Source organism: Paenibacillus sp. LC231 (assembly GCF_001860525.1).
Taxonomy (GTDB): Bacteria; Bacillota; Bacilli; order Paenibacillales; family Paenibacillaceae; genus Paenibacillus_AQ.
In genome coordinates, this window is record NZ_JFOM01000026.1 from 267,744 (window position 1) to 290,601 (window position 22,858).

At 49.2% G+C, this 22,858-nt stretch carries 19 protein-coding genes; 6 read left to right on the forward strand and 13 right to left on the reverse strand.

Features of this window, described 5'->3' with window-relative positions; genetic code table 11:
- Positions 1-6 precede the first annotated feature (6 nt).
- Positions 7-735 (forward strand): class I SAM-dependent DNA methyltransferase, encoded by a 729-nt coding sequence (locus AK95_RS18385; protein ID WP_071221346.1) that lies wholly within the window; start codon positions 7-9, stop codon positions 733-735.
- 114 nt (positions 736-849) lie between these two features.
- Here the strand turns inward: AK95_RS18385 and AK95_RS18390 are convergent, their stop codons facing one another.
- From AK95_RS18390 to AK95_RS18410, 5 genes are all read right to left on the reverse strand, one after another.
- Positions 850-2,325: a DEAD/DEAH box helicase gene (locus tag AK95_RS18390; protein WP_071221347.1), complete on the reverse strand. Its 1,476-nt coding sequence runs from the start codon at positions 2,323-2,325 to the stop codon at positions 850-852.
- Positions 2,326-2,479: 154 nt separating this feature from the next.
- The gene (locus AK95_RS18395) at positions 2,480-3,355 is read right to left on the reverse strand and encodes a radical SAM/SPASM domain-containing protein (protein WP_071221348.1); all 876 of its coding nucleotides are present in this window, start codon (positions 3,353-3,355) and stop codon (positions 2,480-2,482) included.
- 302 nt (positions 3,356-3,657) lie between these two features.
- Positions 3,658-5,022: a M56 family metallopeptidase gene (locus tag AK95_RS18400; protein ID WP_071221349.1), complete on the reverse strand. Its 1,365-nt coding sequence runs from the start codon at positions 5,020-5,022 to the stop codon at positions 3,658-3,660.
- 8 nt (positions 5,023-5,030) lie between these two features.
- Entirely contained in the window at positions 5,031-5,405 is a 375-nt protein-coding gene (locus AK95_RS18405; RefSeq protein WP_071221350.1) for a BlaI/MecI/CopY family transcriptional regulator, read from the reverse strand.
- A 261-nt stretch (positions 5,406-5,666) separates the two neighbouring features.
- Positions 5,667-5,894 (reverse strand): glycine zipper domain-containing protein, encoded by a 228-nt coding sequence (locus AK95_RS18410; RefSeq protein ID WP_071221351.1) that lies wholly within the window; start codon positions 5,892-5,894, stop codon positions 5,667-5,669.
- A 247-nt stretch (positions 5,895-6,141) separates the two neighbouring features.
- Here AK95_RS18410 and AK95_RS18415 point away from each other — a divergent pair, with 247 nt between their 5' ends.
- The 5 genes from AK95_RS18415 to AK95_RS18435 all read left to right on the forward strand — a co-directional run bounded on the left by AK95_RS18415 (position 6,142) and on the right by AK95_RS18435 (position 12,569).
- The gene (locus tag AK95_RS18415; RefSeq protein ID WP_071221352.1) at positions 6,142-7,164 is read left to right on the forward strand and encodes an ABC transporter substrate-binding protein; all 1,023 of its coding nucleotides are present in this window, start codon (positions 6,142-6,144) and stop codon (positions 7,162-7,164) included.
- A gap of 22 nt (positions 7,165-7,186) precedes the next feature.
- Complete coding sequence (locus tag AK95_RS18420) at positions 7,187-8,296, forward strand: ABC transporter ATP-binding protein (RefSeq protein WP_071221353.1); 1,110 nt, start codon at positions 7,187-7,189, stop codon at positions 8,294-8,296.
- Positions 8,293-9,948: an ABC transporter permease gene (locus tag AK95_RS18425; protein WP_071221354.1), complete on the forward strand. Its 1,656-nt coding sequence runs from the start codon at positions 8,293-8,295 to the stop codon at positions 9,946-9,948. Before AK95_RS18420 ends, AK95_RS18425 begins: the two co-directional genes overlap by 4 nt.
- 139 nt (positions 9,949-10,087) lie before the next feature.
- The gene (locus AK95_RS18430; RefSeq protein WP_071221355.1) at positions 10,088-11,788 is read left to right on the forward strand and encodes a sensor histidine kinase; all 1,701 of its coding nucleotides are present in this window, start codon (positions 10,088-10,090) and stop codon (positions 11,786-11,788) included.
- The gene (locus tag AK95_RS18435; protein ID WP_071221356.1) at positions 11,781-12,569 is read left to right on the forward strand and encodes a response regulator transcription factor; all 789 of its coding nucleotides are present in this window, start codon (positions 11,781-11,783) and stop codon (positions 12,567-12,569) included. Before AK95_RS18430 ends, AK95_RS18435 begins: the two co-directional genes overlap by 8 nt.
- A 99-nt stretch (positions 12,570-12,668) precedes the next feature.
- Here the strand turns inward: AK95_RS18435 and AK95_RS18440 are convergent, their stop codons facing one another.
- The 8 genes from AK95_RS18440 to fdrA all read right to left on the reverse strand — a co-directional run bounded on the left by AK95_RS18440 (position 12,669) and on the right by fdrA (position 22,856).
- Entirely contained in the window at positions 12,669-13,220 is a 552-nt protein-coding gene (locus tag AK95_RS18440; protein ID WP_071221357.1) for a delta-aminolevulinic acid dehydratase, read from the reverse strand.
- Positions 13,221-13,315: 95 nt separating this feature from the next.
- Positions 13,316-14,173, reverse strand: a complete 858-nt coding sequence (locus AK95_RS18445) for a class I SAM-dependent methyltransferase (RefSeq protein WP_071221358.1) — start codon at positions 14,171-14,173, stop codon at positions 13,316-13,318.
- A gap of 158 nt (positions 14,174-14,331) precedes the next feature.
- Positions 14,332-15,453: a beta-ketoacyl-ACP synthase III gene (locus AK95_RS18450; RefSeq protein ID WP_071221359.1), complete on the reverse strand. Its 1,122-nt coding sequence runs from the start codon at positions 15,451-15,453 to the stop codon at positions 14,332-14,334.
- Positions 15,454-15,697: 244 nt separating this feature from the next.
- Entirely contained in the window at positions 15,698-16,648 is a 951-nt protein-coding gene (locus AK95_RS18455) for a carbamate kinase family protein (protein ID WP_071221360.1), read from the reverse strand.
- 164 nt (positions 16,649-16,812) lie between these two features.
- Positions 16,813-18,177, reverse strand: coding sequence for a tetratricopeptide repeat protein (locus tag AK95_RS18460; protein ID WP_071221361.1), 1,365 nt, complete (start codon positions 18,175-18,177; stop codon positions 16,813-16,815).
- A gap of 74 nt (positions 18,178-18,251) precedes the next feature.
- Entirely contained in the window at positions 18,252-19,793 is a 1,542-nt protein-coding gene (locus AK95_RS34840; RefSeq protein ID WP_071221362.1) for a xanthine permease, read from the reverse strand.
- 86 nt (positions 19,794-19,879) lie between these two features.
- Entirely contained in the window at positions 19,880-21,310 is a 1,431-nt protein-coding gene (locus AK95_RS18470; RefSeq protein WP_071221363.1) for a YlbE family protein, read from the reverse strand.
- A gap of 1 nt (position 21,311) precedes the next feature.
- On the reverse strand, positions 21,312-22,856 hold the full coding sequence (fdrA, locus tag AK95_RS18475; RefSeq protein WP_071221364.1) for an acyl-CoA synthetase FdrA: 1,545 nt from the start codon (positions 22,854-22,856) through the stop codon (positions 21,312-21,314).
- Positions 22,857-22,858: the final 2 nt, after the last annotated feature.

A 22,858-nucleotide genomic window follows, 5' to 3' on the forward strand; every position in this document is an offset into this window, starting at 1 on the left:
GTGCCTATGAGCTATAACGGATCCGATTTTTATGACAACGATACGAACTTCGAGAACTACATGCAGCGACGGCAAGGGCAGGAGAACGCCAACGATACATTGGAGAAGCCCGTCATCTGGCAGCTGCTGGGAGATGTCTCAGACCAGCTTGTATTAGACCTGGGTTGCGGCGATGCTGGCTTTGGCGTGGAATTGTTGGAAAAAGGATGTGCATCATATGTAGGAATCGAGGGTTCCCGTAATATGGTGAAAGCCGCTTCGAACAATCTCGCCGGCTGCAACGGAACCGTTGTACACACGAGGCTCGAAGACTTTACATATCCCCGCGATTCCTATGATCTGGTGCTCTCCAGGCTCGCTATTCATTATCTGCAGGATATCGAGCCCGTCTTTCAGTGCATTTATCAGAGCTTGAAGCCAAGCGGCAGGTTTGTCTTCTCCGTCGAGCATCCCGTCATTACCTCCACGCTTCAACCGTCCGGTACCAGAACGAATTGGGTGGTGGACAACTACTTCATCGAAGGCTACCGGGAGCAGCAATGGCTCGGCGGTACCGTTCACAAGTACCATCGAACCGTCGAGGATTATTTCAGGGCGATGCAGAAAGCCGGCTTTATCGTGGAGCAGCTTAGGGAATCCAGTCCCGTGCGAGAACATTTCATAAACGAGGAAACCTATGAGCGCAGGCGCAGAATTCCACTGTTCCTGTTTCTGGCAGGGAGAAAGAGCGCGTAACTCCCATTCCATTCCGAAAAAAAAGCACCCTTCCACATCACAAGTGGAACAGGGTGCTTCTTAAGTTTAGGATGATTATCTGGGATGCCGGGAACGCCTACGCGTCCTTTCCTCTTACTGGGGTCTGCCGGTCTTGCTTCCCTTATTGAATCCACCGGACTTGCGTTTACGGGCTTGACCGTCCTTAGAGTTATGAACCGCTTCCGCTTTGAACTTACGTGCCATCTCTGAATACGGATTAAGAACAGCTTCCGCCTTCGGGTTACGTGCCGAATTCGTGCTCGATTGGCGTGCCGCGTCTGATTTCGGTTTACGAGCCATGTCGGTCTTCGGCTTGCGGGTGGCATCGGCCTTCGGTTTAGCAGTTGGTCTAACTGCTGCTGATTTGGCTCTGCCGGACTTGGCCGAGCCCGATTTCGGCGATCGGTCTACCTTGGCGGCTCTTAATGATCCCGACATCGGGAAGGCATGATCCTTCACTTCGGGAATGGACTTGCCGATTAACTTCTCGATATCCCGGAGAAAAGGCACCTCGTCCACTTCGCAAAACGATATCGCCGTTCCGCTCAGTCCCGCACGCCCCGTCCGGCCAATCCGGTGAACGTACGTTTCCGGAATGTTCGGAAGGTTAAAGTTAATAACATGCGACAGCTCGTCGATATCAATGCCTCGCGCCGCAATATCCGTAGCCACCAGAACCCGGGTCTCCCCGCTTTTGAAATTTTTGAGTGCCGTCTGACGGCTGACCTGCGATTTATTTCCGTGAATGGCTTGTGCCGAGATGTTCACCTTCGTCAGGTCACGCACAACCCGGTCAGCCCCGCGCTTGGTACGTGTGAAGACCAGGGCCGACACGATGGATGGGTCCTTCATCAGCTCATTCAACTGTTTCTGCTTATTTCCTGTTTCCAGCAGGTACACCGATTGCTTGATCCGTTCGGCCGTTGATGAAACCGGCGTAATCTCTACTTTTACAGGGTTTTGCAATAAGGTTTTGACAAGCTGGGTAATCTCCGCAGGCATGGTAGCCGAGAAGAACAGCGTTTGTCTTTTGCTCGGCATTTTGGCAATAATTCGTTTTACGTCATGAATAAAGCCCATATCGAGCATCCGATCGGCCTCATCCAGCACCAGAATCTCCACATGCTGCAAATCGACACGCTTCTGATTCATGAGATCCAGAAGTCTGCCTGGCGTAGCAATGAGGATGTCCGCTCCTTGCTGAAGCGCCCGCTCCTGTGTTTTTTGCGAAACGCCGCCAACAATGGCCGTCGACCGCAGCTTTGTGAACTGACTGTAGGCTTTCACGTTATCCGAAATTTGCAGGGCAAGCTCCCGTGTCGGCGACAATACCAACGCGCGAATACGGCGCGCCATCCCCGGTTTAGGGGGTTGTTCGTTCAACAGCTGAATCATCGGCACCGAAAAAGCGGCGGTCTTCCCTGTTCCGGTCTGCGCGCAGCCCAGCAAATCTCTGCCGGCCAACACAGCCGGGATCGCCTGAGCCTGAATAGGCGTTGGCGTCTTGTAATTCTCCTTCGCTAAAGCCTTGAGAATCACGGGGGATATATTTAAATCTTGAAATGTCATGGGGTCTCCTTTAAGGTGAATACCTATATTGTCTCATCACGTAACATGGGGCATCTCATATAGAGTCTCCACAAGCCGTTCCTTTACGTCATAACATATAACGATACCATACATTAGTATAAAAAAAGAAGCGGAATTTTTCTCCGCCTCTTTTTTATGCCCCAAACCGCTGCCGATACCCGCATTTTCTGCATAGCTCCTCAACAGCTTCCCGGCGTGAAAATCCATCTACAAGATTGTTCGCCCGCTCCCCGTCAACGATCTCCGAGAAGGACTTCTGATGGATATTGCCCAAGTTGATGACCCCTTCCCCATCCAGGCAGCACGGCACGACCGTCCCGTCTACCAGAATGGCCGCCTGGCTGCGAAGCGCATGGCAGAAGCCTTTGCCTTCATCCTCCGGGGCTGTCAGACTTGGCCACTGAAACTCATAATCCTGATTCAGATAGACATGGTCGGCGACCTTCACGCCGCCGCCGGGTTCAACCTTTTCCTCGATGCGGTAGTCCAAATTGAATTCCTGCTCCAAAATTTCGAGTGTCTGGCGATTGCGGCTCTTCTCTAGGTTCGTTTGGTTGTCCTGGGTCAGATTCCACAAACGGAACGAGAAGATGACTTTATGCTCCTCGGCAGCACGAACAAAGGAAAGAATCTCCCGCAAATATCCCTCCCGATTCGTGGAGCCCTCGTGACCGTCAAAACTGTGGAGCGAGAAGTTCATCTGTCTTAAGGCCGGCTTGCCCAGCAGCTTATGCCGGTTCTTCGCGATCAACGTTCCGTTGGTCGTAATGTTGACCTTGAACCCTTTTTCATGGCTGATATCCAGCAGCTCATCGATCTTCGGATGAAGCAGCGGTTCTCCCTTCACATGCAGATAAATGTAACTCGTATGCGGCTTGATCTCATCCAATCTTCTCGCAAAGTCTTCCACCTTAATGAAGTTGGCCTTACGCTCTGTCGGCGGGCAGAACGTGCAGGCCAGATTACAGATGCTCGTGATTTCTATGTAAACTTTCTTAAACGTCTTCAAGATGTTATCCCCAATCCCTTGTCTATGATCGCATGATTTGCTAGCTAGGTCGCTTGCGAATCCTTCATATCGTACCATAGGCGGGCTTATACAGCTACAACTACTGATGCTATCAGATGCCATTATGTATGAAGTGAACAAGAGGGTTCGCCTCTTCTTTAGTTTTATCAACCCATCTTATTGATAAGTAGTGTACAAACCACAAAAAAAGCACTGCCCTAATGACAGTGCTTTTTGTAAAAAATGACGGTTTCTTATTTATCAAAAATTATACTCGGCAAGTTCTTCAGGCGTTATAAATCTTACCGTGATGGAACTACCTGGGGGAGCTCGTGTGGATCGTCTATAAGACGAGCTTCTTGTGGAGGAGTTACAATGTTGTTTCCTTCATGCTCAACAACAGGTACAGGACGAGCTTCTGTTGGATAATCAACAACATCATTTCCTTCATTCTCAACGACAGCTACAGGACGAGCCTCTTGGGGATAATCCACGACATTGCTTCCTTCAGCGACAGCCACGAGACGAGCTTCTTCTGGCTGAGCTACAACATGGTTTCCTTCATTCTCAACAACGGCTTCAGAAGGTACCGGCCTAGGGGCCGCTTCTTGTGGTTGAGCTTCAGCATGACTCTCCTCATTTCCAATGACTTTGGGCGTATGGTTAGAAGCCCATGCCGCTGCGGATGTGCTAATTGCAGCAACCAAAAACACCGCTGTTATCGTGAGATACATCGTTTTCTTTTTTTGTTTCTTTACATTCAGCATCATCATTAGTCTCCTCTTTAATTGTTTGCCGCCACCGGATAAGGAGGCACAAAATTGCACGGGTAAATTCCTTGATCCTGCCATGACGCTTAAAATCGTCTCCCCATAGCGTTTTCGCTCGGCATGGGACATCTCTTTTACGACTTCTTCATCACAAGACAGCTCGCTCCATATATGAATGTCCTTGCGAAGAATGTGCACCAAAGGGTTAAACCAATGTAAGGCGCTTGCTCCGAGCGTGAATGCTTTGACCCATAAATCTTTCCGTTTCAGATGGATCAACTCATGTCGGATCACCATGTCCACGTTAACGGTATTCTCTATAGGGAGATAAATGGTTGGTTTCCATAGGCCGACAAGAACAGGACTCCGAATGATGGAGCTGTAGGCAAGCCTGACATTGCTTTTCACACCAAGGGCTTCCTTGAAGAAGGAGAGCTGTTTGGCAGCTTCGCTGCTTGTCGGAACGGTGGTACGTGTATGTTCTAGTTTCTTTAAAAATCTGCGATAACAATACATCTGCCATGCAGCAAAAGCTATAGCGCCGACTGCCCATAGGACAATTAGGGGAAGTGCTATGTTTGCTGATATGGTCTGATCTCGGATGAGCGGCTCCGGATGAATCCCTAAGTATGAACCGGGCAGCGCATGCTGCACAGTTGAAGGCAACTCGTTCACGATGGGAACGGTTGCTGTTGCATTGAATGTAAAAAGCGGCGAGATCCACTGAATACCAAGGACTACGGGTAAAAGATAAAAGCCTATTGCCATTTTGTTCATTCCATAACGCCACTTTGTAGGAAAGGCATTGACGGATACGATCCGCAGGACAAGCATGCTGGCTACGACGGCACTTCCAGCAGCGGTAAGGGTAAACAGCACTTCAAGAATCGTATTCATAAGCCCCCCTACTTTTGCGAAAACCATTGCTTCAGCTCTGCAATATCTTTATCTGAAAGCTTTTCGCCGTCATACAAAGCTGAAATTAGATTTTTAACCGAGCCTTGATATAATCCGTCCAGAACATGCTGCGTTTCCATAAGCTTATAATCTTCAGGCGAAATGCGAGGCGTATATTTATTTGTCCGCCCATCCCTCGTAGCCGTGAGTGCCCCTTTGTCCACCAAACGCGATAGGAAGGTGGAAATGGTCTGTGCCTTCCATTCTCTTCCTCTCTGGGCAAACAGAGCGAGTAATTCGGTGGATGTGACAGGCGGCGTACACTCCCAAATCACCTCCATTAGCTCCATTTCGGTATCCGATAATTTTTGAACCTGGTTCACGGTGAACACCTCTTTACGTCGTTATGCGTCCATAACGAACTTAATCACTACACGATGTAGTGATTATAACCTACTACATCACGTAGTGATATGTCAAGCAAAGGAAGTTGAAATTTTCCACTACATTGAACCTATACGTAAAATTAAAGAACCGCGCGAGAGCGCGGTTCTTATCTACAAAACAGCTCAAATTATCGAGGGCACCTATTTTCCTTGGGTCCTCTTATTTTGTATTCGTACAGATGGTAGTGTTAACGCCGTTTATTTTGAATCATTGTCGTCATTGTCTACAGCGTCGCCAGCTTTGTTTCCCAATGCTGCGCCTGCGATACCGCCGGCAATCGTGCCGATTGGACCCAGAACGGAACCTACAGCAGCACCCACGACGCCGCCGCCAGCTGTTCCTAAAGCTTCTCCAGCTTCAATATCCATGTTGGTCGTGTCGCGGTCAGAATCAACCTTTTGATTACGATCGTTTTTATTAGCCATCCATCTCACTCCCTCAACATTGTGATAGGAACAGCTCCATCTTGCCAGACGTTGTTCCAAACCATATCTTGCCCTAAAGAGTCTAAAAGAATTCTTTAAAAGTATATCGACCCAGATCTCTTTCTACTCCAAAATAGGTTGCGTATTTTAGACGATGTTTGCGGATTATGGGATTATGTAAACGGTACCAAGCTTGCTACAATGAACATGCAATTACGAAATGAACTATGTTCAAGGGGGATTATACATGAAAAAGCTGTCGATTTTACTGTTAACCTGCGTGTTGATTATGGGGGCGCTAAGCGGTTGCGGAAGCAGCGAGTCCGACTCGGCTTCGTCTAATAAACTCGTCATCTACAGTCCGAATAGCGAGGAGATCATCAAGACCATCATCCCGATGTTCGAAAAGCAGACCGGGATTACGGTTGAGCTTGTAACGGCTGGTACCGGCGAAATTATTAAGCGCTTACTTTCCGAGAAGCAAAACCCTTACGCTGACGTGATGTTCGGCGGTTCTATGGCCGGTTTCCGTGAAAATGAAGCTTTATACGAGCCTTACGTATCACCTGAAGACAAGAACTTAATGGAAGGTCACCGCAATACGTCGGGCTTCGCTACTCCTTATATCTCGGATGGCAGCGTGCTGCTCGTGAACAAAAATCTGATCGGCGACATCAAAATCGAAGGTTATGCGGATTTGTTGAACCCGCAGCTCAAAGGGAAGATTGCTTCCGCTGATCCGGCAAGCTCAAGCTCCGCTTTCGCCCAGTTAACCAATATGCTGAAAGCGATGGGCGGCGATTATGAGAATGAACAAGGCTGGAACTACGTCAGTCAACTGATCGAGAACCTGGACGGCAAAATCGCGAGCGGTTCCGGTGCTGTTCACAAAAGCGTGGCAGACGGTGAATATGTGGTCGGGCTTACCTATGAAGACCCTTCCAGCACCTATGTAAAGAACGGCGCTCCGGTAGAAATCGTATATCCAAAAGAAGGCGCTGTATTCCTGGATGCGGGATCTGCCATTATCAAAGATGCGCCGCATATGGACAACGCCAAGAAATTCATCGACTTCATTCTGTCTCAGGAAGCGCAGGATGCATTCGGCACGCAATTAACGAACCGTCCGCTCCGCCAGGGTACGAAGCTTGGGGATCACATGAAGCCTTATGAAGAGATCCACATGATTGATGAAGACACAGACTATGTCAGCGAGCATAAATCCGAGATCGTTGAGCGTTATGTCGATTTGTTCACTAGCGTTAAATAAACTATAGAATCAGGTGACAACCATGAGCGTAACCATAACCATTCAAGACTTAATCAAAAAATACGGCGACACAACCGTCATTCCCGAGCTGTCCCTGGAGATTAAAAAGGGTGAATTCTTCACCCTTCTCGGGCCTTCCGGGTGCGGCAAGACGACCCTGCTGCGCATGATCGCCGGCTTCAACAGCATTGAAGGCGGAACCATTCATTTTAACGAGCGCGTTATTAACCAGGTGGAACCGGGCAAGCGGAATATCGGGATGGTCTTTCAGAGCTATGCGATCTTCCCTCACTTAACCGTCAAAGGAAACATCGCGTTCGGACTGGAGAATCGAAAATTATCCAAAGCGGAGATTAACGCCAAAGTGGATGACATCTTAAAGGTCGTTCAGATTGAGCCCTATAAAGATCGTATGCCGAAGAATCTGTCCGGCGGCCAGCAGCAGCGCGTTGCGCTAGCCAGAGCGATCGTTATCCGCCCGGATGTCCTGCTGATGGATGAGCCTCTATCCAACCTGGATGCCAAGCTTCGGGTCGACATGCGTAACGCCATTAAAGACATTCAGCGAGAAGTCGGGATTACCACCGTCTACGTTACGCACGATCAGGAGGAAGCCATGGCGGTATCCGACCGCATCGCGGTCATGAAATCCGGCGTGATTCAGCATCTCGGAACGCCACAGGAGATTTACCAGCGTCCTGCAAACGTATTCGTTGCAACCTTTATCGGCCGTACCAACATTCTTGGCGGTACTTTAACCAAATTGGCAGACAGCTATGTCCTGCACTTCGGCTCCGGCTATATGGAAGAGCTGTCTAACATCGAGGTTCCGAAATCCGATGCCAAGGCTGATACGCTTAACGTTCAAATCTCGGTTCGGCCGGAAGAGTTCATTCTAACCGAGGACCAAACCGGCATGAAGGCAACGATTGTGCACAGCGTATTTTTGGGGCAGAACACCCATTATTTTGTGGACTTGTCGTCCGGTCAACGCATGGAGATTACGCAGGAATCAACAACGTCACAGATCCTCGAGCCTGGCCAAGTCATCTATCTCAAAGTAAAAAAAGAGAAGATCAATGTCTATGATGCGGCAGGCGAACTGAACTATACTAGGGGCGCTCGGCTATGAGAGAGACGCGCAAACGATTTGACGTCTGGACCAACATTTCGTTACTGATCTTTGTGTTCTACATTCTTTTTCTCGCTCTGCCTTTGTTTACGATGCTGTTCAAGAGTGTGTACAACGGAACGACAGGCGATTTTTCCCTCGCCTATTTCACGAAGTTTTTCAGTAAGCCCTATTATTTAAACGCGCTGTTCAACAGCGTGAAAGTCACCGTCAGCGTAACCTTGCTTGCCGCCATTATCGCAACGCCGCTGGCCTATATTATGGCAACGGTGAAGATTAAAGGCAGCTCGGCCATTCGGGTCATGATTCTGATCTCCTCGATGTCGGCTCCTTTCATTGGCGCTTACTCCTGGATCCTGCTGCTGGGCAGAAGCGGCGTCATTACGAAATTCGTTAGCAGCACATTCGGCATTACGATGCCGGATATCTACGGATTTACGGGGATCTTGGTGGTCTTAACCTTGCAGATGGTTCCTCTGATCTTCATGTATGTGTCCGGCGCACTGAAGAATATGGATCAATCGTTGATGGAAGCAGCCGAGAGCATGGGTTATACAGGCTTGGGCAAAATGCGCAAAGTGCTCCTCCCGCTCATTACGCCAACCTTGCTGGCAGGCGGCCTGCTCGTCTTCATGCGTGCGCTTGCCGATTTTGGTACGCCGATGCTGATCGGTGAGGGATACAAGACCGTGCCTGTACTGATCTTTAACGAGTTCATCAGTGAGGTCGGCGGCGATGACGGCTTTGCAGCGGCGATCAGTGTCATCGTCGTTCTGTTCGCCACCACGATCTTCCTGCTGCAAAAATTCGTAGCTAATCGTAAATCCTTTACGATGAGCGCACTGCATCCGATCGAAGCCAAGAAGAAGAAGGGCATCGGCAACATTGCGGCTCATGCCGTTATCTATCTGTATACGTTAATCGCGCTGCTGCCGCAGCTCTATGTCATCTATACTTCGTTCCTGAAATCCAACGGCAGAATCTTCGTTGAAGGGTTCTCGCTCCAAAGCTACCGGGATGCCTTCAGTAATATTGGCGGCGTCATTCTGAACACGTTCTTCCTGGCTATCGTGTCGCTGGTCGTCATCATTCTGTTAGCGATACTGATTGCTTACGTAACCGTTCGCAGAAAGAATGCATTGACGAATACGCTGGATATCTTCACCATGTTCCCGTATATCGTTCCCGGCTCCATACTGGGGATCGCTCTATTGATCACGTTCAACAATAAGCCGCTGGCGTTAAGCGGAACGGCCGTCATCATGATCATCTCGTTTGTCATCCGGCGCCTGCCCTATACGATACGATCCAGCGCAGCCATTCTGCATCAGATTAACGATGGGATCGAGGAAGCGGCGATCAGTCTGGGCGCTTCCCAGATGAAGACGTTCTTCAAGATCACGCTTCCAATGATGCTGGCAGGCGTCGTCTCAGGCGCGATCTTAAGCTGGATTACCATCATAACCGAACTAAGCACTTCGATCATTCTGTATACAGGCAAAACCAAGACCGTAACGGTTGCCATCTACACCGAGGTCATCCGCGGGAACTACGGCGTAGCGGCAGCGCTGTCAACCATTCTTACCGTCATTACGGTCGTGTCGCTGCTCGTCTTCCTGAAGCTCTCCGGACAAAAGGAAGTTTCCATGTAATGTGAAGAATTCATAACAAAAGACTACATCCAAGTCGGCACCTGCAGCATGAAGGCCGGCTTGGATGTATTTGGATTATCTGCGGTTACCGCGAGTCAGTATAATAGGGTCGAGGGCCTTAACGCAGATGGAGGGCAGCATGAAACCAACACATTATCGCAACTTCAAGGAATCAACCCGTCATTTATTCCGCATCTATACGATGATCCCGTTCTCCATCTTAATCATATTGTTTTTGGTGTTCACGATTATTAATGGCAGAATGAACCTAACCCAAAAAACGACCGAAGCCGCCCAGTCCATCAGTCAGTCCATATCCGGCGTGTATCAGCAGTACGACGAGGAGATTCGCCGGATGGCCGTTTCTCCTACCGTGATCAATTATGTAAGCTCGCATCTGGGCAGCGAACAGGTGTACTCTGCCTTCTATGATTTCAACAACCGGCAGAAGGTAAAGAGTATTTTTCATATCGTCAATACGGACGGGGTCTTTCTGGCAAGCTCCGCCCCGGCGGATGCACTGTATTCCAATTTTGCCTTCGGCAATCTCATTCATCGGATCGATCAGCGGCCCGGCGACACGCTTACCGAAATGAACAGCTTTCGTTATTCGCATGACCGCGATACTAGCTACACGTTTGGCAAAGCCATCGTGAAGGACAAGCGGACGGTAGGCTATATCATCTATCAGCTGTACGAATCCGACATTCAGAAGATGATTTTCGAACAAAATAATGAGATTGCCATGATCACGGATGAACATAACACCATCATTGCCACGACCAGCAATGTAACCAAAGGCGTTCTCAACAAATTTAGTCCCAAGTTCGATAACAGGGGACATGTTCTGCTGAACGAAGGCAAGTATTATATGTATGCCAAACGAATCCCTGACACACCGATTCAAGTCATTACGCTGAACTCCTATAAATCGGAGCAATACACCTATTATACGGTGTCTTTCTTTGTCCTTGCGGCCAGCCTGCTGCTGTGGGTGTTGATCCAGTTCCTGGCGAACAAAATGTCGACACGAAATTCCGAATCCATCGATAAATTAATTCATGCCTTGGCACAGCTGCGCGAAGGAAACTTCAATGGCTATGTCGATATTCAGACGAATGACGAGTTTCAAATTCTGGGCGATGAGTACAATGTGATGCTGGATCGGTTGAAAGAATTGATCGAGAAAAATAAAGAGCTGTCGGAGCTTCGCACCATTATTGAGGTGAAGCAGCTGCAATCGCAGTTCCATCCGCATTTTATTTTTAATGTTCTGGAAACCCTGCGCTATGCCATTAAGATCGACGCCAATCAGGCTCAGGACATCGTGCTGATTCTATCCCGCTTGCTAAGGTACAGCATCGGACATGATCGCAATGTTCAACTGAAGAATGACATGAATTATGTGCGGGATTATCTAAAGCTGCAGCAAATTCGGTTCAATGATCGGCTGGAATATCGGATTACCGTAGCGGAGGAAACACTGGATGTATACGTCCCCAAGCTTCTGCTGCAGCCGATTATCGAAAACGCTATCAAATATGGCTATGAGAATCAAAGTTATGTGCTGATCGAGATTAACATCTACACCTCCACCGGCAAGCTCATTCTCGAGGTTCGCGACAACGGGCAAGGCATGAGTAAAGAGAGACTGCAGGAAGTGAATCAGATTTTGCAAAGCCAGACGAACACGACGCAGCATATCGGGCTGTATAACGTTCACCGTCGTTTAGTTCTTCTATATGGTGAAGAATCCGGCATCCACATTGACAGCGCGCAAGGAAAAGGCACCTGCGTGGCACTAACAATTCCTTACGAATGGAGTGGATATCATGTTTAAAGTACTGCTGGTCGAAGATGAGGATATGATTCGCAGGGGCATCCGGTTTAGCATCGATTGGGTTCAATACGATTGCATCGTCATTGAGGAAGGGTTGAATGGTCAGGATGGTTACGAGAAGATCTGCGAGCTCAAGCCGGATATCGTCATAACCGACATCACCATGCCGATCATGGATGGCATCTCGATGATTCGGGAAGGCCTCAAGCAGCATACCTTCAGCAGCATTATTATCTCCGGTTATAATGAATTCCACCTTGCGCAGCAGGCGCTCCAGTTAGGCGTGAGCGAGTTTCTGGTAAAGCCCCTAGAGGACGAGCAGCTGGTCGCGGCACTCGAATCGGCCAAAGCTAAAGTGGATTTAATCCGCAAATATGAAGTGATCTCGAACCATCCGCAGGAAAAAGAAGAGATTCTAAACAGCAAGTTTCTGGAGAAGGAAACCAAAACCTCGAAATACGTGGCCAAAATGATCGCCTATGTACAGGAGAATTATGCCAAGAAGATCAGCATTCATGATCTCGTGGAGGAGATCGGCTTAAGCGCCTATTACCTGAACCAGAAATTCAAGGCAGAGACCAGCTATACGTTTAATGAGTTTCTCAATCGTTATCGGATCCAGAAATCGATCGAATTACTGAAGTCAGGCGATAACAAAGTTTATACCATCGCGCAGGATATCGGATTTAGCGATTACAAGTATTTTATAAGCATCTTCAAAAAATACGCCCACGTCACGCCAAGTCAGTATCAGGAGTATTTCGAGGAGAAGAATGGATAGAACGAGTAATCTAGATACTAGAGGTACTCTATCGTACTTATATTGCACATACACCCCTGCTAGGCATGAGCAGGGGTGTGGAATCTTTATCTATGATTGCTATTGTTCATACAAACGGTACATGGATAGTTCATCACTCATCGCTACAGCTTGGGCAAAGGCTTCCTTTACGTCCCTGCCCTGCTGAACGATCTCATAGAACAGCCGCAGAACGAACATCAGCGCATCGTTGCCGTCCGGATAGTCATCCGGCCCGATATACATCCTGCAGCTCCGCTCCAGGAAAGCTTCGGCCAGTGCTGGATCCCCCAGCGAGCAGCCATTCGCGATCACCGTCTTTCCGTCCAGCTTCGCATAGCGCCGAATCTCATCTGCCCCGAAGTCGCCCTTCGGCTCCTCTTCCTCATATACCTCTTCGCCGAGCTCCGGCATGATCAAGCTGCCTTCATCCCCGTGAAAATTCAACAGGATCATATCGGTGCCATCATATACATCGTCACCTGACAAGACGGAGATCAGATCATTCGGCCTCCCGATCCAGTATGTAAAAACGCGCACCCCGAAACACTCCAGAGCCGCCCTTACCGCTTGGCTCTCCATATCGCAATCCGGTCCGACGACCAGAGCGACCTGCATAACCGGCTTACTCACTTCTGTATCAACTCCTGACAATTAGATAGATTTGGAATTGGAGCCCCATTCTATTATTGCCGGCAGCATTTCCTTTTTCAACCAGGCGCGGTTCATCACACTTTTCTCAGTATCATCCACCATTGCTTATCGTACGAATCGACTTCGATCTCTTCCAGACCTAGATTCGCTTCGCTGATCCAATTTCTAGCCAGTTGTATATAGTCGTTGTGAAATTCGGAGGAATAACCCATTTCATCATATCCTGCATAAGTAATGTTATCGAATATCATGTATCCTCCGCTCTTTAACTGTTTACAGCTTGTGTCCATGAGTTGGATAAACGCTTGATATGCTGCATCCTTTAATATGCCTTTTCGGTGATAATCCATAACAGCTTGCAGCATTAAAGGTTCTATTGTCCACCAATCTTGATTTACGGTATCCATGCCCTCACGATCAGCGATAATGGTCTGGATGATATCGTTAATAGCGTGATGAAAAGCGACAACGTCAAAAGAAGACTCAGGATAATATAAACCGATATTGGCGGCATCGTCCTCAACAACCCGTATGCTGACGTCCATTCCTTTCGTTTTCTCCTGAAAATTGTGTGTCAGGTCCCTGTTAAGGTTGGCCGTCACATAGGACCCCGCTTCATGGGAATAGGCGTCTACAGCCTTGGGAATGTAAATGACATCACCGGCACCAACCTCCAAAAGACTTAAAGCACGGGGCATATTCAGCTCCTTGAAGAGATTCTGCCAAGATGCCGAATAATACAATTGAAGATATTCGAATACCCTCTCCTTGGATATATCTATTGGTACTGCTAATATGTCTTTCAATTTGTTTTCCAATTGGTCTACGTTCATCTGTTCTAATTCAGAAATCATGTCCTGTGAAAAGTCACGTTTCAGAATATCGTTAAACACGCCGGCACTCATTTTCTCTGCTAGTGTCTGCATATCCATTAGCGTATCCCTCTCTTCGTATAGTTTCTAGAGTATATTCGAATTCATGGTGTTTTTTCCTCTTTATATTATTGAAAAGAAGAATCTTTCATGTACGTGATGATGGCTGTTTATATGAGGGAAATTAAAGACGCCTTCTGATGATGGCGTCTTTCTGTTTACACTACGCTCAGCAGCATAATCGAGGTCTGGAATCTACCGCTTTCGGGAACGATGCACAATACCTGCTCTCCCTCAGCGAGATGCCCTTCATTCATCAGCTCCTCAAGCATAATATAGATCGATGCTGCGCCCGTGTTCCCTTTCGTATATAAATTCGTAAACCATTTTTCTTCCGGAATCCTCACTCCGCCAAGTTCCAGTAACCGGAAGATTTCATCTCTGAAAAAATGCGATGAATAATGGCACACCATCCAGTCAATTCTCTCAGGGTCAATTCTCCCTTCCTCCACCAACTCCAATAATCGATTGGTGCCTACCTTTGTTATTTCATTGACGAGCCTTACATCCTGCTTTAGATTTAGAGCTCCTTGATCGGCTGCTTCATGAATGGAAGGATAGTCCAGCCAGGAGGGAATTCCATTCTCTTTACTCATGCCTGAATACATACAGACCTCATATTGGTTCGCATAAGACTGGTTATCGATCCATTCAATACGCAGTGATGGTCCATTGGAGGAAGGCTCATTTTGCAATACGGCTGCTCCTGCCCCATCCGAAAGCATAAACCGTAAGAAATCCGTGTCAAAAGGCACCCGGTTATTGCTATAAATCCCCTGTGCTTCAAATTTCGTATGTTTAAATTCGCGACTCAAAAACTCGCTGGAACAGGCGATGGCTGCTCGATGCTCACCAGCTTTTATATGTACATACGCATTCTTGAGTGCATGCATCCCGCTGGCGCATAAACCGGAATGAGATGCAATTTCCATAGGGGGTAAACAAGTCTCTGCATGCACCATACTCGCAAACCCTGGCAGGAGCAAATCTGCTCTTGTTGTACCTGTCGCAAGGAAATCGATATCTTGATCGGTGACGTTACCGTTTCGTTCCAAAGCATCCTGAATGGCCAGAGAAGCCATCTCAGCGTTGGTATATAAACTCTTTTGCTCTTTATCCATGGCATAATATCGGGACCGAATTTGATTCTTCTCCAGAATAAGTCGTTTGGTTTTGGAAGACTTTCCTCCAATCTTGCCAAGATAATCTTCCATCTCATCGTTACTAACCGGAGAACCAGGGAGAAATTTTCCCACACTTGTGATATAAACGGAATTCATAGCACACCTCGCAAATATAGAATTTGGTTAATACCGGTATATTATATTGATATAAATACAAGATATGACCCAGTGTTAAGAGAATATATCGGTGCCTGATGACCATCGATATCCATAGATAAATTCGAATATCATCGCAAAGAAACCCGAGAGAGGCACTTTTTTCAAAGTATCCTCTCTCGGGCCATGTTCAACCAAGTAGATATAGCTGTTCTGGCGGTTCTTTGGCCACCAGCTTGCGCCATTAACTCACAATATGAGTGCCCGCCTGTTTCCTGATGGCATCGCTTAAGCTTTCCGGGTTCGTAATGATGACTCGGCGTCCGGGTTTCTTTAGAAAATTAAGACTCGCCTCAATTTTGGGGAGCATGCTGCCTTTCGGGAAATGCCCCTCTTTCACATACTGTTTAATCTCTTCAACGGTGACCTCCTCCAGTGCCTTCTGATCCGGCGTACCGAAATTCACGAATACTTGGGGCACGCCCGTTGTAATGATCAGCGTTTCGGCATCTACCTGCTCTGCCAATAAGCTTGTGGCGAAGTCCTTATCAATCACCGCATCGATGCCTTCATAGGTATGGTCCTTCGTCTTGATGACAGGAATACCTCCTCCGCCGACGGCAATCACGATACAGCCGGACTCGATCAGCGAACGGATGGCATCCTTCTCGACAATATCAATGGGAGCCGGTGAAGGAACAACCCTTCGATATCCGCGGCCCGAATCCTCAATCATCACCCACTCGGGATGCTCGCGTTTTAATTCCTCGGCTTGCTCCAGGGAGAAGAAAGAGCCCACCGGTTTGGATGGATCCCGGAAATTACGGTCGGCTTCGCTAACCTCAACCTGTGTAATGATGGTCGCTACTTTTTTCGTGATGTTACGCTGGATAAACTCATTCGTTAACGCCTGTTGAATTTGGTAGCCGATGCCGCCCTGCGTGTCCGCCACGCAGTTCACCAGCGGAACGGCATTCATGCCGATGACCTCGGAAGCAACCTCGCTCCTTCGCAGCTCGAATCCAACCTGCGGCCCGTTTCCGTGGGTAACGACCACGTTGACGCCTGCTTGCACCATGTCCGCAATGTTGGCTGCAATTTCACATACCGCTTCGTATTGATCCTTAATCGACTCGCGGCCATTATCCTTGACTAACGAATTACCGCCAATGGCTACAACTACAAATTTATCCATGACTACCTCCTGGTCGATCAACCGATGACTCTGGCTGAGTGATCCTCTATAAACGAGCCATAAGGCGCGCCGATAATAACGAGTCCTATATGAAGAATCCCAGCTTTCTTGGCACGCCAGAGACCTTAGATGTTTCGTAAAGACGTGTTGACATTTGAATGGAATTATGGCATTGCAGCAATTATGGTCTCTTTCAAGCTCTTGGCTCTACCATGATCCGGATGAATAGCTTGTGCTTGTTCAATCAACCTCATGGCCTGATCCGGCTGATTAAGCGCTAACAGGCTACTGGCTTTTTCGCAGTAATAATCCGCATGAGCCGGACCGCATTGAATAGCTTGATCCATCGCTTCGATCGCTGCCGCATAGTTACCAAGCAAATTCAGGGATTGCCCCTTATGATAATGATATAGCGCATTGGTGCGGTCATGCGTAATTGCATTGTCTATCGTATCCGCAGCCTCTTGGTGCTTACCCAGCGATCTCAAGCTGTTCGCCTTGTGGAAGGAAAAATCATAACGCCAAGGCTGCTGGGCTAACAGCTGATCCATCACGATGACGGCTTCCTCGTGCCTGCCCAGTTCTCTTAAATAATTGGATTTATGATAGCGGTAGAACGTCTCCTCCGGCTTCCGCTCAATCGCTTTGTCATATTCGGCAATGGCTTCTTCCGGATGTTTCATCATCCGATAAGCATTGGCGGTATAAAAATAGAAGTCGAGATCGCCGGGATCAAGCGACAGGGCTTGATTGTAAGCAGCCAGAGCCTCATCATAACGTCCTAATTCTCCGGAACAGTAACCTTTGTAGTAGTAGAGGTCATTAGGATTCCCCTCTTGCCCCAGCGCATTGTCTATGATCGTGATGGCTTCCTCGTACTTCTCTGCCTTCGCCAGCTCTTTCGCTCGTTGGATGCTTTCCGGGATAATTACGCTTTGTTTGTTCAGAATCTTTATTACCTTATGCTGCTTCATCTCTGCGGCATGCTGGAGAGATGACTTTCCGTCCCGATCCTTCAGGTGCACGTCGGCCCCTGCTCCAACCAGAAGCTGAATGATATCGGAGTACAGCCGGCCCCCGTTTCCAAGAATGACAGCCTCCAGCAGGGCGGACCAACCCAGATTATTCATATAATTAACGGCAACGCCTGCTTCCAGGCAAATCTGAACGGTTCTTAAATATCCCTTTTCGCTTGACGGCAGCAACGTTGTACCACCAAACCGGTTCACGCTCGTGATATCCGCTCCTGCTTGAATAGTCAGGCGCAGGATTTCATGAAAGCCGTTAGCTCCTGCACATAGGTATGGGGTTAACATGGTGATGTCTCTTGCATTCACGTCGCTGCCGGCTTCAATTAACTTTTTGGCAAGGGAGACCTGATTTTTCTGAGTTGCAGCCATTAGTGCCGTCCGGCCCTGGCTGTCCTTGTGATGAACATCGGCACCACGCTTCAATAACTGCTCTACTGCAGCCAAATCTCCCCGGTCGCATGCCAGAATGAGTTCGTCATTCATCGCTTCAGCATTCATGGAGTGACCTCCTCATTTTAATGTTTTCAATCTTGTCGTTCAGATCTGCATATTCATACCAGCGCGTGCCGGCATTAATCTGACTGCAATTGGTTTGCCGGATCGCGAAGATCGGTAAAGTGCTTATACACAAACAACGCCGCAACCATCAGGTAAGCATATACGAACGGCATCAGTGCATCCTGGGCAAATCCGACCGTCGGCGCGTGGATGATGCCGAATAAGGACAGGACGGCAGCGATGGCCGCGAACACGGCAGCCCGCAGCGGCTTATTCAGTATGGCAAAGATGGCGATCGATCCCCAGATCAAGCTGCTAAGCGGCGCACCGTTCCCCAGATGGTTCAGACCGTTATAATACACGCCTTTGCTTAACAATAAATCGATGCCCACCTTGGAAGCCGTCGTTTCAGCAGCACTAAAGATGTTATTGGCCAAGGTTAAGGCCCAATTGGCGATCCAAGGAAATAAGGTGATGAAGATGACGGGCACTTCAATCTTCGGCGTCTCCCGGACGACCTGATTGGCCGTGACCACGCCAACATAGACCAGGATCGGTACAATCGCGACAACCGGAATGATGGACAGGAGCAGCGCTCCTATTCCAAAGAGCGAAATGATTAGCATGGCAAAACCGGATGCAATCGTATACCCAAGACCCGCACCGATGGATTTCCAGCCAGCATGCCCGATGTACACGGTAACCGGGAACGGGTTGCCCGTGAATGCGCCGATGCTGGAAGCCACGCCGTTTGTCAGCATGACGTTCCGGGTGTTGTAATGATCACCCGCTGCATGCGCGCTTTCGATGTTCTCCAGGTCGAAAATATAATTGGCGAGCCCCAAAGGTATAGCCGATGCCAAGTACGGCAGCGCATGAGGAATTCCCTGGAACAGGCTTGTAATGTGCACTTCAGGCGGATTAAAGCCGAGCGTGGACAGTGCAGCCGTAATCGCCTCCGGATTTTGCAATCCGAATACCCAGGCCAGGACGGTGCCAGCAATGAGCAGCAGAAAGCCGGTCGGGATTTTTTTGAATATCGGGGATTTACCGAACCAGTTGATAAAGATGATGACCAGTACGATAAAAGCAACGATCGGTGTTTCGAATGATTGCAGCATCGGGTTCATGGCAAGCAGCAGCAATCCAAGCCCGGACAAACAGGATAAGAGAACGGTTCTTGGAATGACCTTTCTGAGCAAATCCCCCAAGAAGGAACCCACAACGAGGATCAAGGCTTCGAAGAAGCACCATACCAGACCGATCTGGAGCGCAAACGTTGCATCATTGGTCTGTCTGAATACCGGAATCAGCACCAGAAAAGTAACGGTAAATATTGATGGGGCGCTCGGACCCGAAGGCAACGCGGTAATGTCACTTCGGCCCGTCTTCTTTGCCAGCTTGTATCCAAACCAACCGTAAGCCATGCTTGCGATAAAGATAGCGAATCCGAAGGCAGGGACTACTCTCCCGTAGACCATATCTTCCGGAAAACCTACAACGAATATCAAAAGTGAAATCATGGTCAGCAGATTGGTTAGATTATTGGCAAGCAAGCCGAAAAACGCAGCCCAATCTCCTTTTTTCCATAACATTTTCATGAGTACCTGATCCATATAAAAGCCTCCTTAGATCAATACGCTTATAGATCTAGCATTTCAGGTGCCCCTCGACGTGAGCGCATGTCTGAGGGGCTGCCAATCTAGGACTGGATGCGCTGGCTTAGAGCCTGCAGCGCCTGTTCAAAGCAGTCCACCGGAGGATGCGTGATGCCCGCTCCAATCATTCCGATTCCCGGGTCTTTATGCGCGATGGCCGTGTTGATCACAGGCATGATTCCGGTTTGGGCCACTTTGCGAATATCAATGCCCGTTGGAATGCCGCTGAAGTTCAGCAAAGGAATCGTGACGTTCGGATTTTCCGTGGTCGTAATCTCCTTCATCTTGACTGAATAATTCATGGCTTCATCCACGGTGCCGCCGACAAGCGCCACAATCGCCGGAGCGGTAGCCATTGCGAATCCGCCAATTCCGTAGGTTTCCGTGATTGCACTATCGCCGATATCAAGGCCTGCATCCTCCGGCTTATAACCTGCGAACATGGGGCCAACCACCTTTTGTGCCGGTCCGGTGAACCAGGTGTTGCCTGGCATGCCGCTGACGCGAATGCCGAATTCAACCCCATTGCGGGCCATGGTGGTCACGATAGTGCTGTATTCAATCCCATGCGCCGCATCCAACGCACATTTACAGAGCGCCATCCAGGTCGGGCCGGAGAAGTAATCGCTGCTTGCCACAAAATTAAACACCTCGATTTGCTGCTCGGTAGGGAAGTCCGTCCGCAGAATCAGCGGCGTTAATGCTTGGATTAACAGCGTTGTACCGGCATTGTTGCGGTTATGGCATTCATCCCCCATATGAAGCGCCTGCGACAGCATCAATCGGAGGTCAATGCCATTCTCAGAGAACTTCATCGCATCCCGGAGCATCGGGCCCAGCACGTCTCTCATCCAATTGAGGCGGGCGATGACCGTTTCGTCATTGGCGCCCATCCGCAGTATTTTGGACAGCTGCTCGCTCAGGTTCGTGTACGCGATGTTGCCGTATGTCCGATTCTCCACGATGTGCATGAACATGGAGGCTGAGGTTACCCCAGCCATCGAGCCTACGCAGTTATGCTCATGGCATGGGGAGAACGTGATTTCACCCGATGCCGCAAGTTCCGCCGCTTCATCCAGATTGCTGGCCAAGCCTTCGAAGACCAGTGCGCCCGTAACCGCGCCCTTCATCGGTCCGCTCATTCGCTCCCATGTTATTGGCGGACCTGCGTGCAGGATCGTCTTTTTGGTCATGCCCGGCACAACATGAATCGCCTGATCGAATCCGATCAATACCGGCTGGGAGTTGATGATCCGCTCCATGGCCAGCTTATTCGCCGCTTCGATTTTCTCCTGAATGTCCGGCTGATCCAGCTTGTCAAGCAGTGCGATCACCTCAGGCTTACCGCCGCCCGGGGGTTTCCACTCCAGGTGGGAAACCTTCCCTTCTTGCTTCAAAATATCATCTTTAAACATTTCCAGACCCACATTGATTACATGAAGCTCGCTGTTAAATAGCTCGTTGATTCTATTCATGTCATACTCCTTTCTCGACGAAGCCTCTGGCAAGAAGCCCTGTATTCGTACTGCTGCTGGCATACGTAACTCCCGCAGATACCAGTTTATTTAACTGCTCTTCCACAGACGGTGTATCGAGATACGTGCCCAGCACATAGCCGATGATCTCCAAATGCCTTCCTTCTTGTTCAGCGGCCTGCTTGGCTTCCATAATCGCCGGAAGCATGACCCCGACTGGATCCTCGTGAGCTCCGTATCCAAGAACGAAGTCCATCACGATAACGCCAACCGATGGATCTTTAGCTTCCTGCTTGAATCTGGCAATCCGGGAAGAAGGATCGATCATCGGATGAGGCTTGCCGTCGGTGAACTCGTCGTCCCCGAAATCGATAAATGTGTGACCCTGACTGACGTGAATATCCTTCAGCCGGTACTTCGGATCCTTCGGAATATTGCTGTATACATCCTCGTATTGCTCCATCGCCAGGTACATGGCTTCGTCGCACAGCGTTCCGCCGCAGAACAATCCACGGATATATTGTTGCTCCGGCTTTAGCTTGGCCTTGATCTCCTCGATGAGAGGCAGATTCAGCGGATGTTTATCGATGGTGCTCTCGTCGACGCCCGACAGGATAACGGCTTTCAACGCCGCTTCTTTCGTCGTTTTGGCGAAATGTCCGCCAGCGTTTACCACGGCTTCTTCCGTTCCGCCGATAAAGCACACCACAACTGGCTTGCTCATGTTCTTGATCTCGGCGAGCACCTTCTCCTCCACGCTCTTGGCCGGCGGCTTCGAGACCAGGACAATAACCTTGGTCGCTTCATCTGCATTAAGCGCTCTCATGCCGTCCAGCATCATGATGCCGCCAACGCGTTCGCTTAAATCGCGTCCCCCCGTGCCGATCAGCTGGGAGATCCCGCCGCCAAAGTCATGAACCCGAACGCTGACCTCCTGACTTCCCGTTCCGGATGCTCCTACGATGCCGATGCTTCCCGGGCGCACTTTATTGGCAAAGCAGAGCCCCACACCTCCAATGATGGCCGTCCCGCAGTCCGGTCCCATCATGAGCAAACCGCGCTCATGCGCCATGTTCTTGAGCTCGATCTCCTCTTCCACGCTGACGTTATCGCTGAACAGCATGACGTGGAGATCATTCTCCAGCGCCTTTCTGGCTTCTCTGGCTGCGAACAGTCCGTTTACTGAAATGACGGCCAGCTTGGCCGAAGGAAGATTTCTTGCAGCTGAGTCGATCGTCGGGAACGTGAGCTCACTGTTTCCTGCCTCGCTACCCTTGCTGTTAAATAGGGCCTCCACACCTTCGTAAGCGCTTTCTACGAACTCTTCAGAGACCGCTTTAATGACGATCATCAGATCGCTTCCCTTGGCTTCCTCCAGCTCCGGGGTCATGAGTCCGACATTAGCCAGCACTTCCTTGTTCATCTGCGTCCCCATTGCGATAAAGGCCTGATCGACGCCATCTAATTGATTCGCTTTGGTTGACAGTGACATCAGTGAGACGGAATCAAAGTACGTATTCTTTTTAATCACAACTTTAGTCGACATGC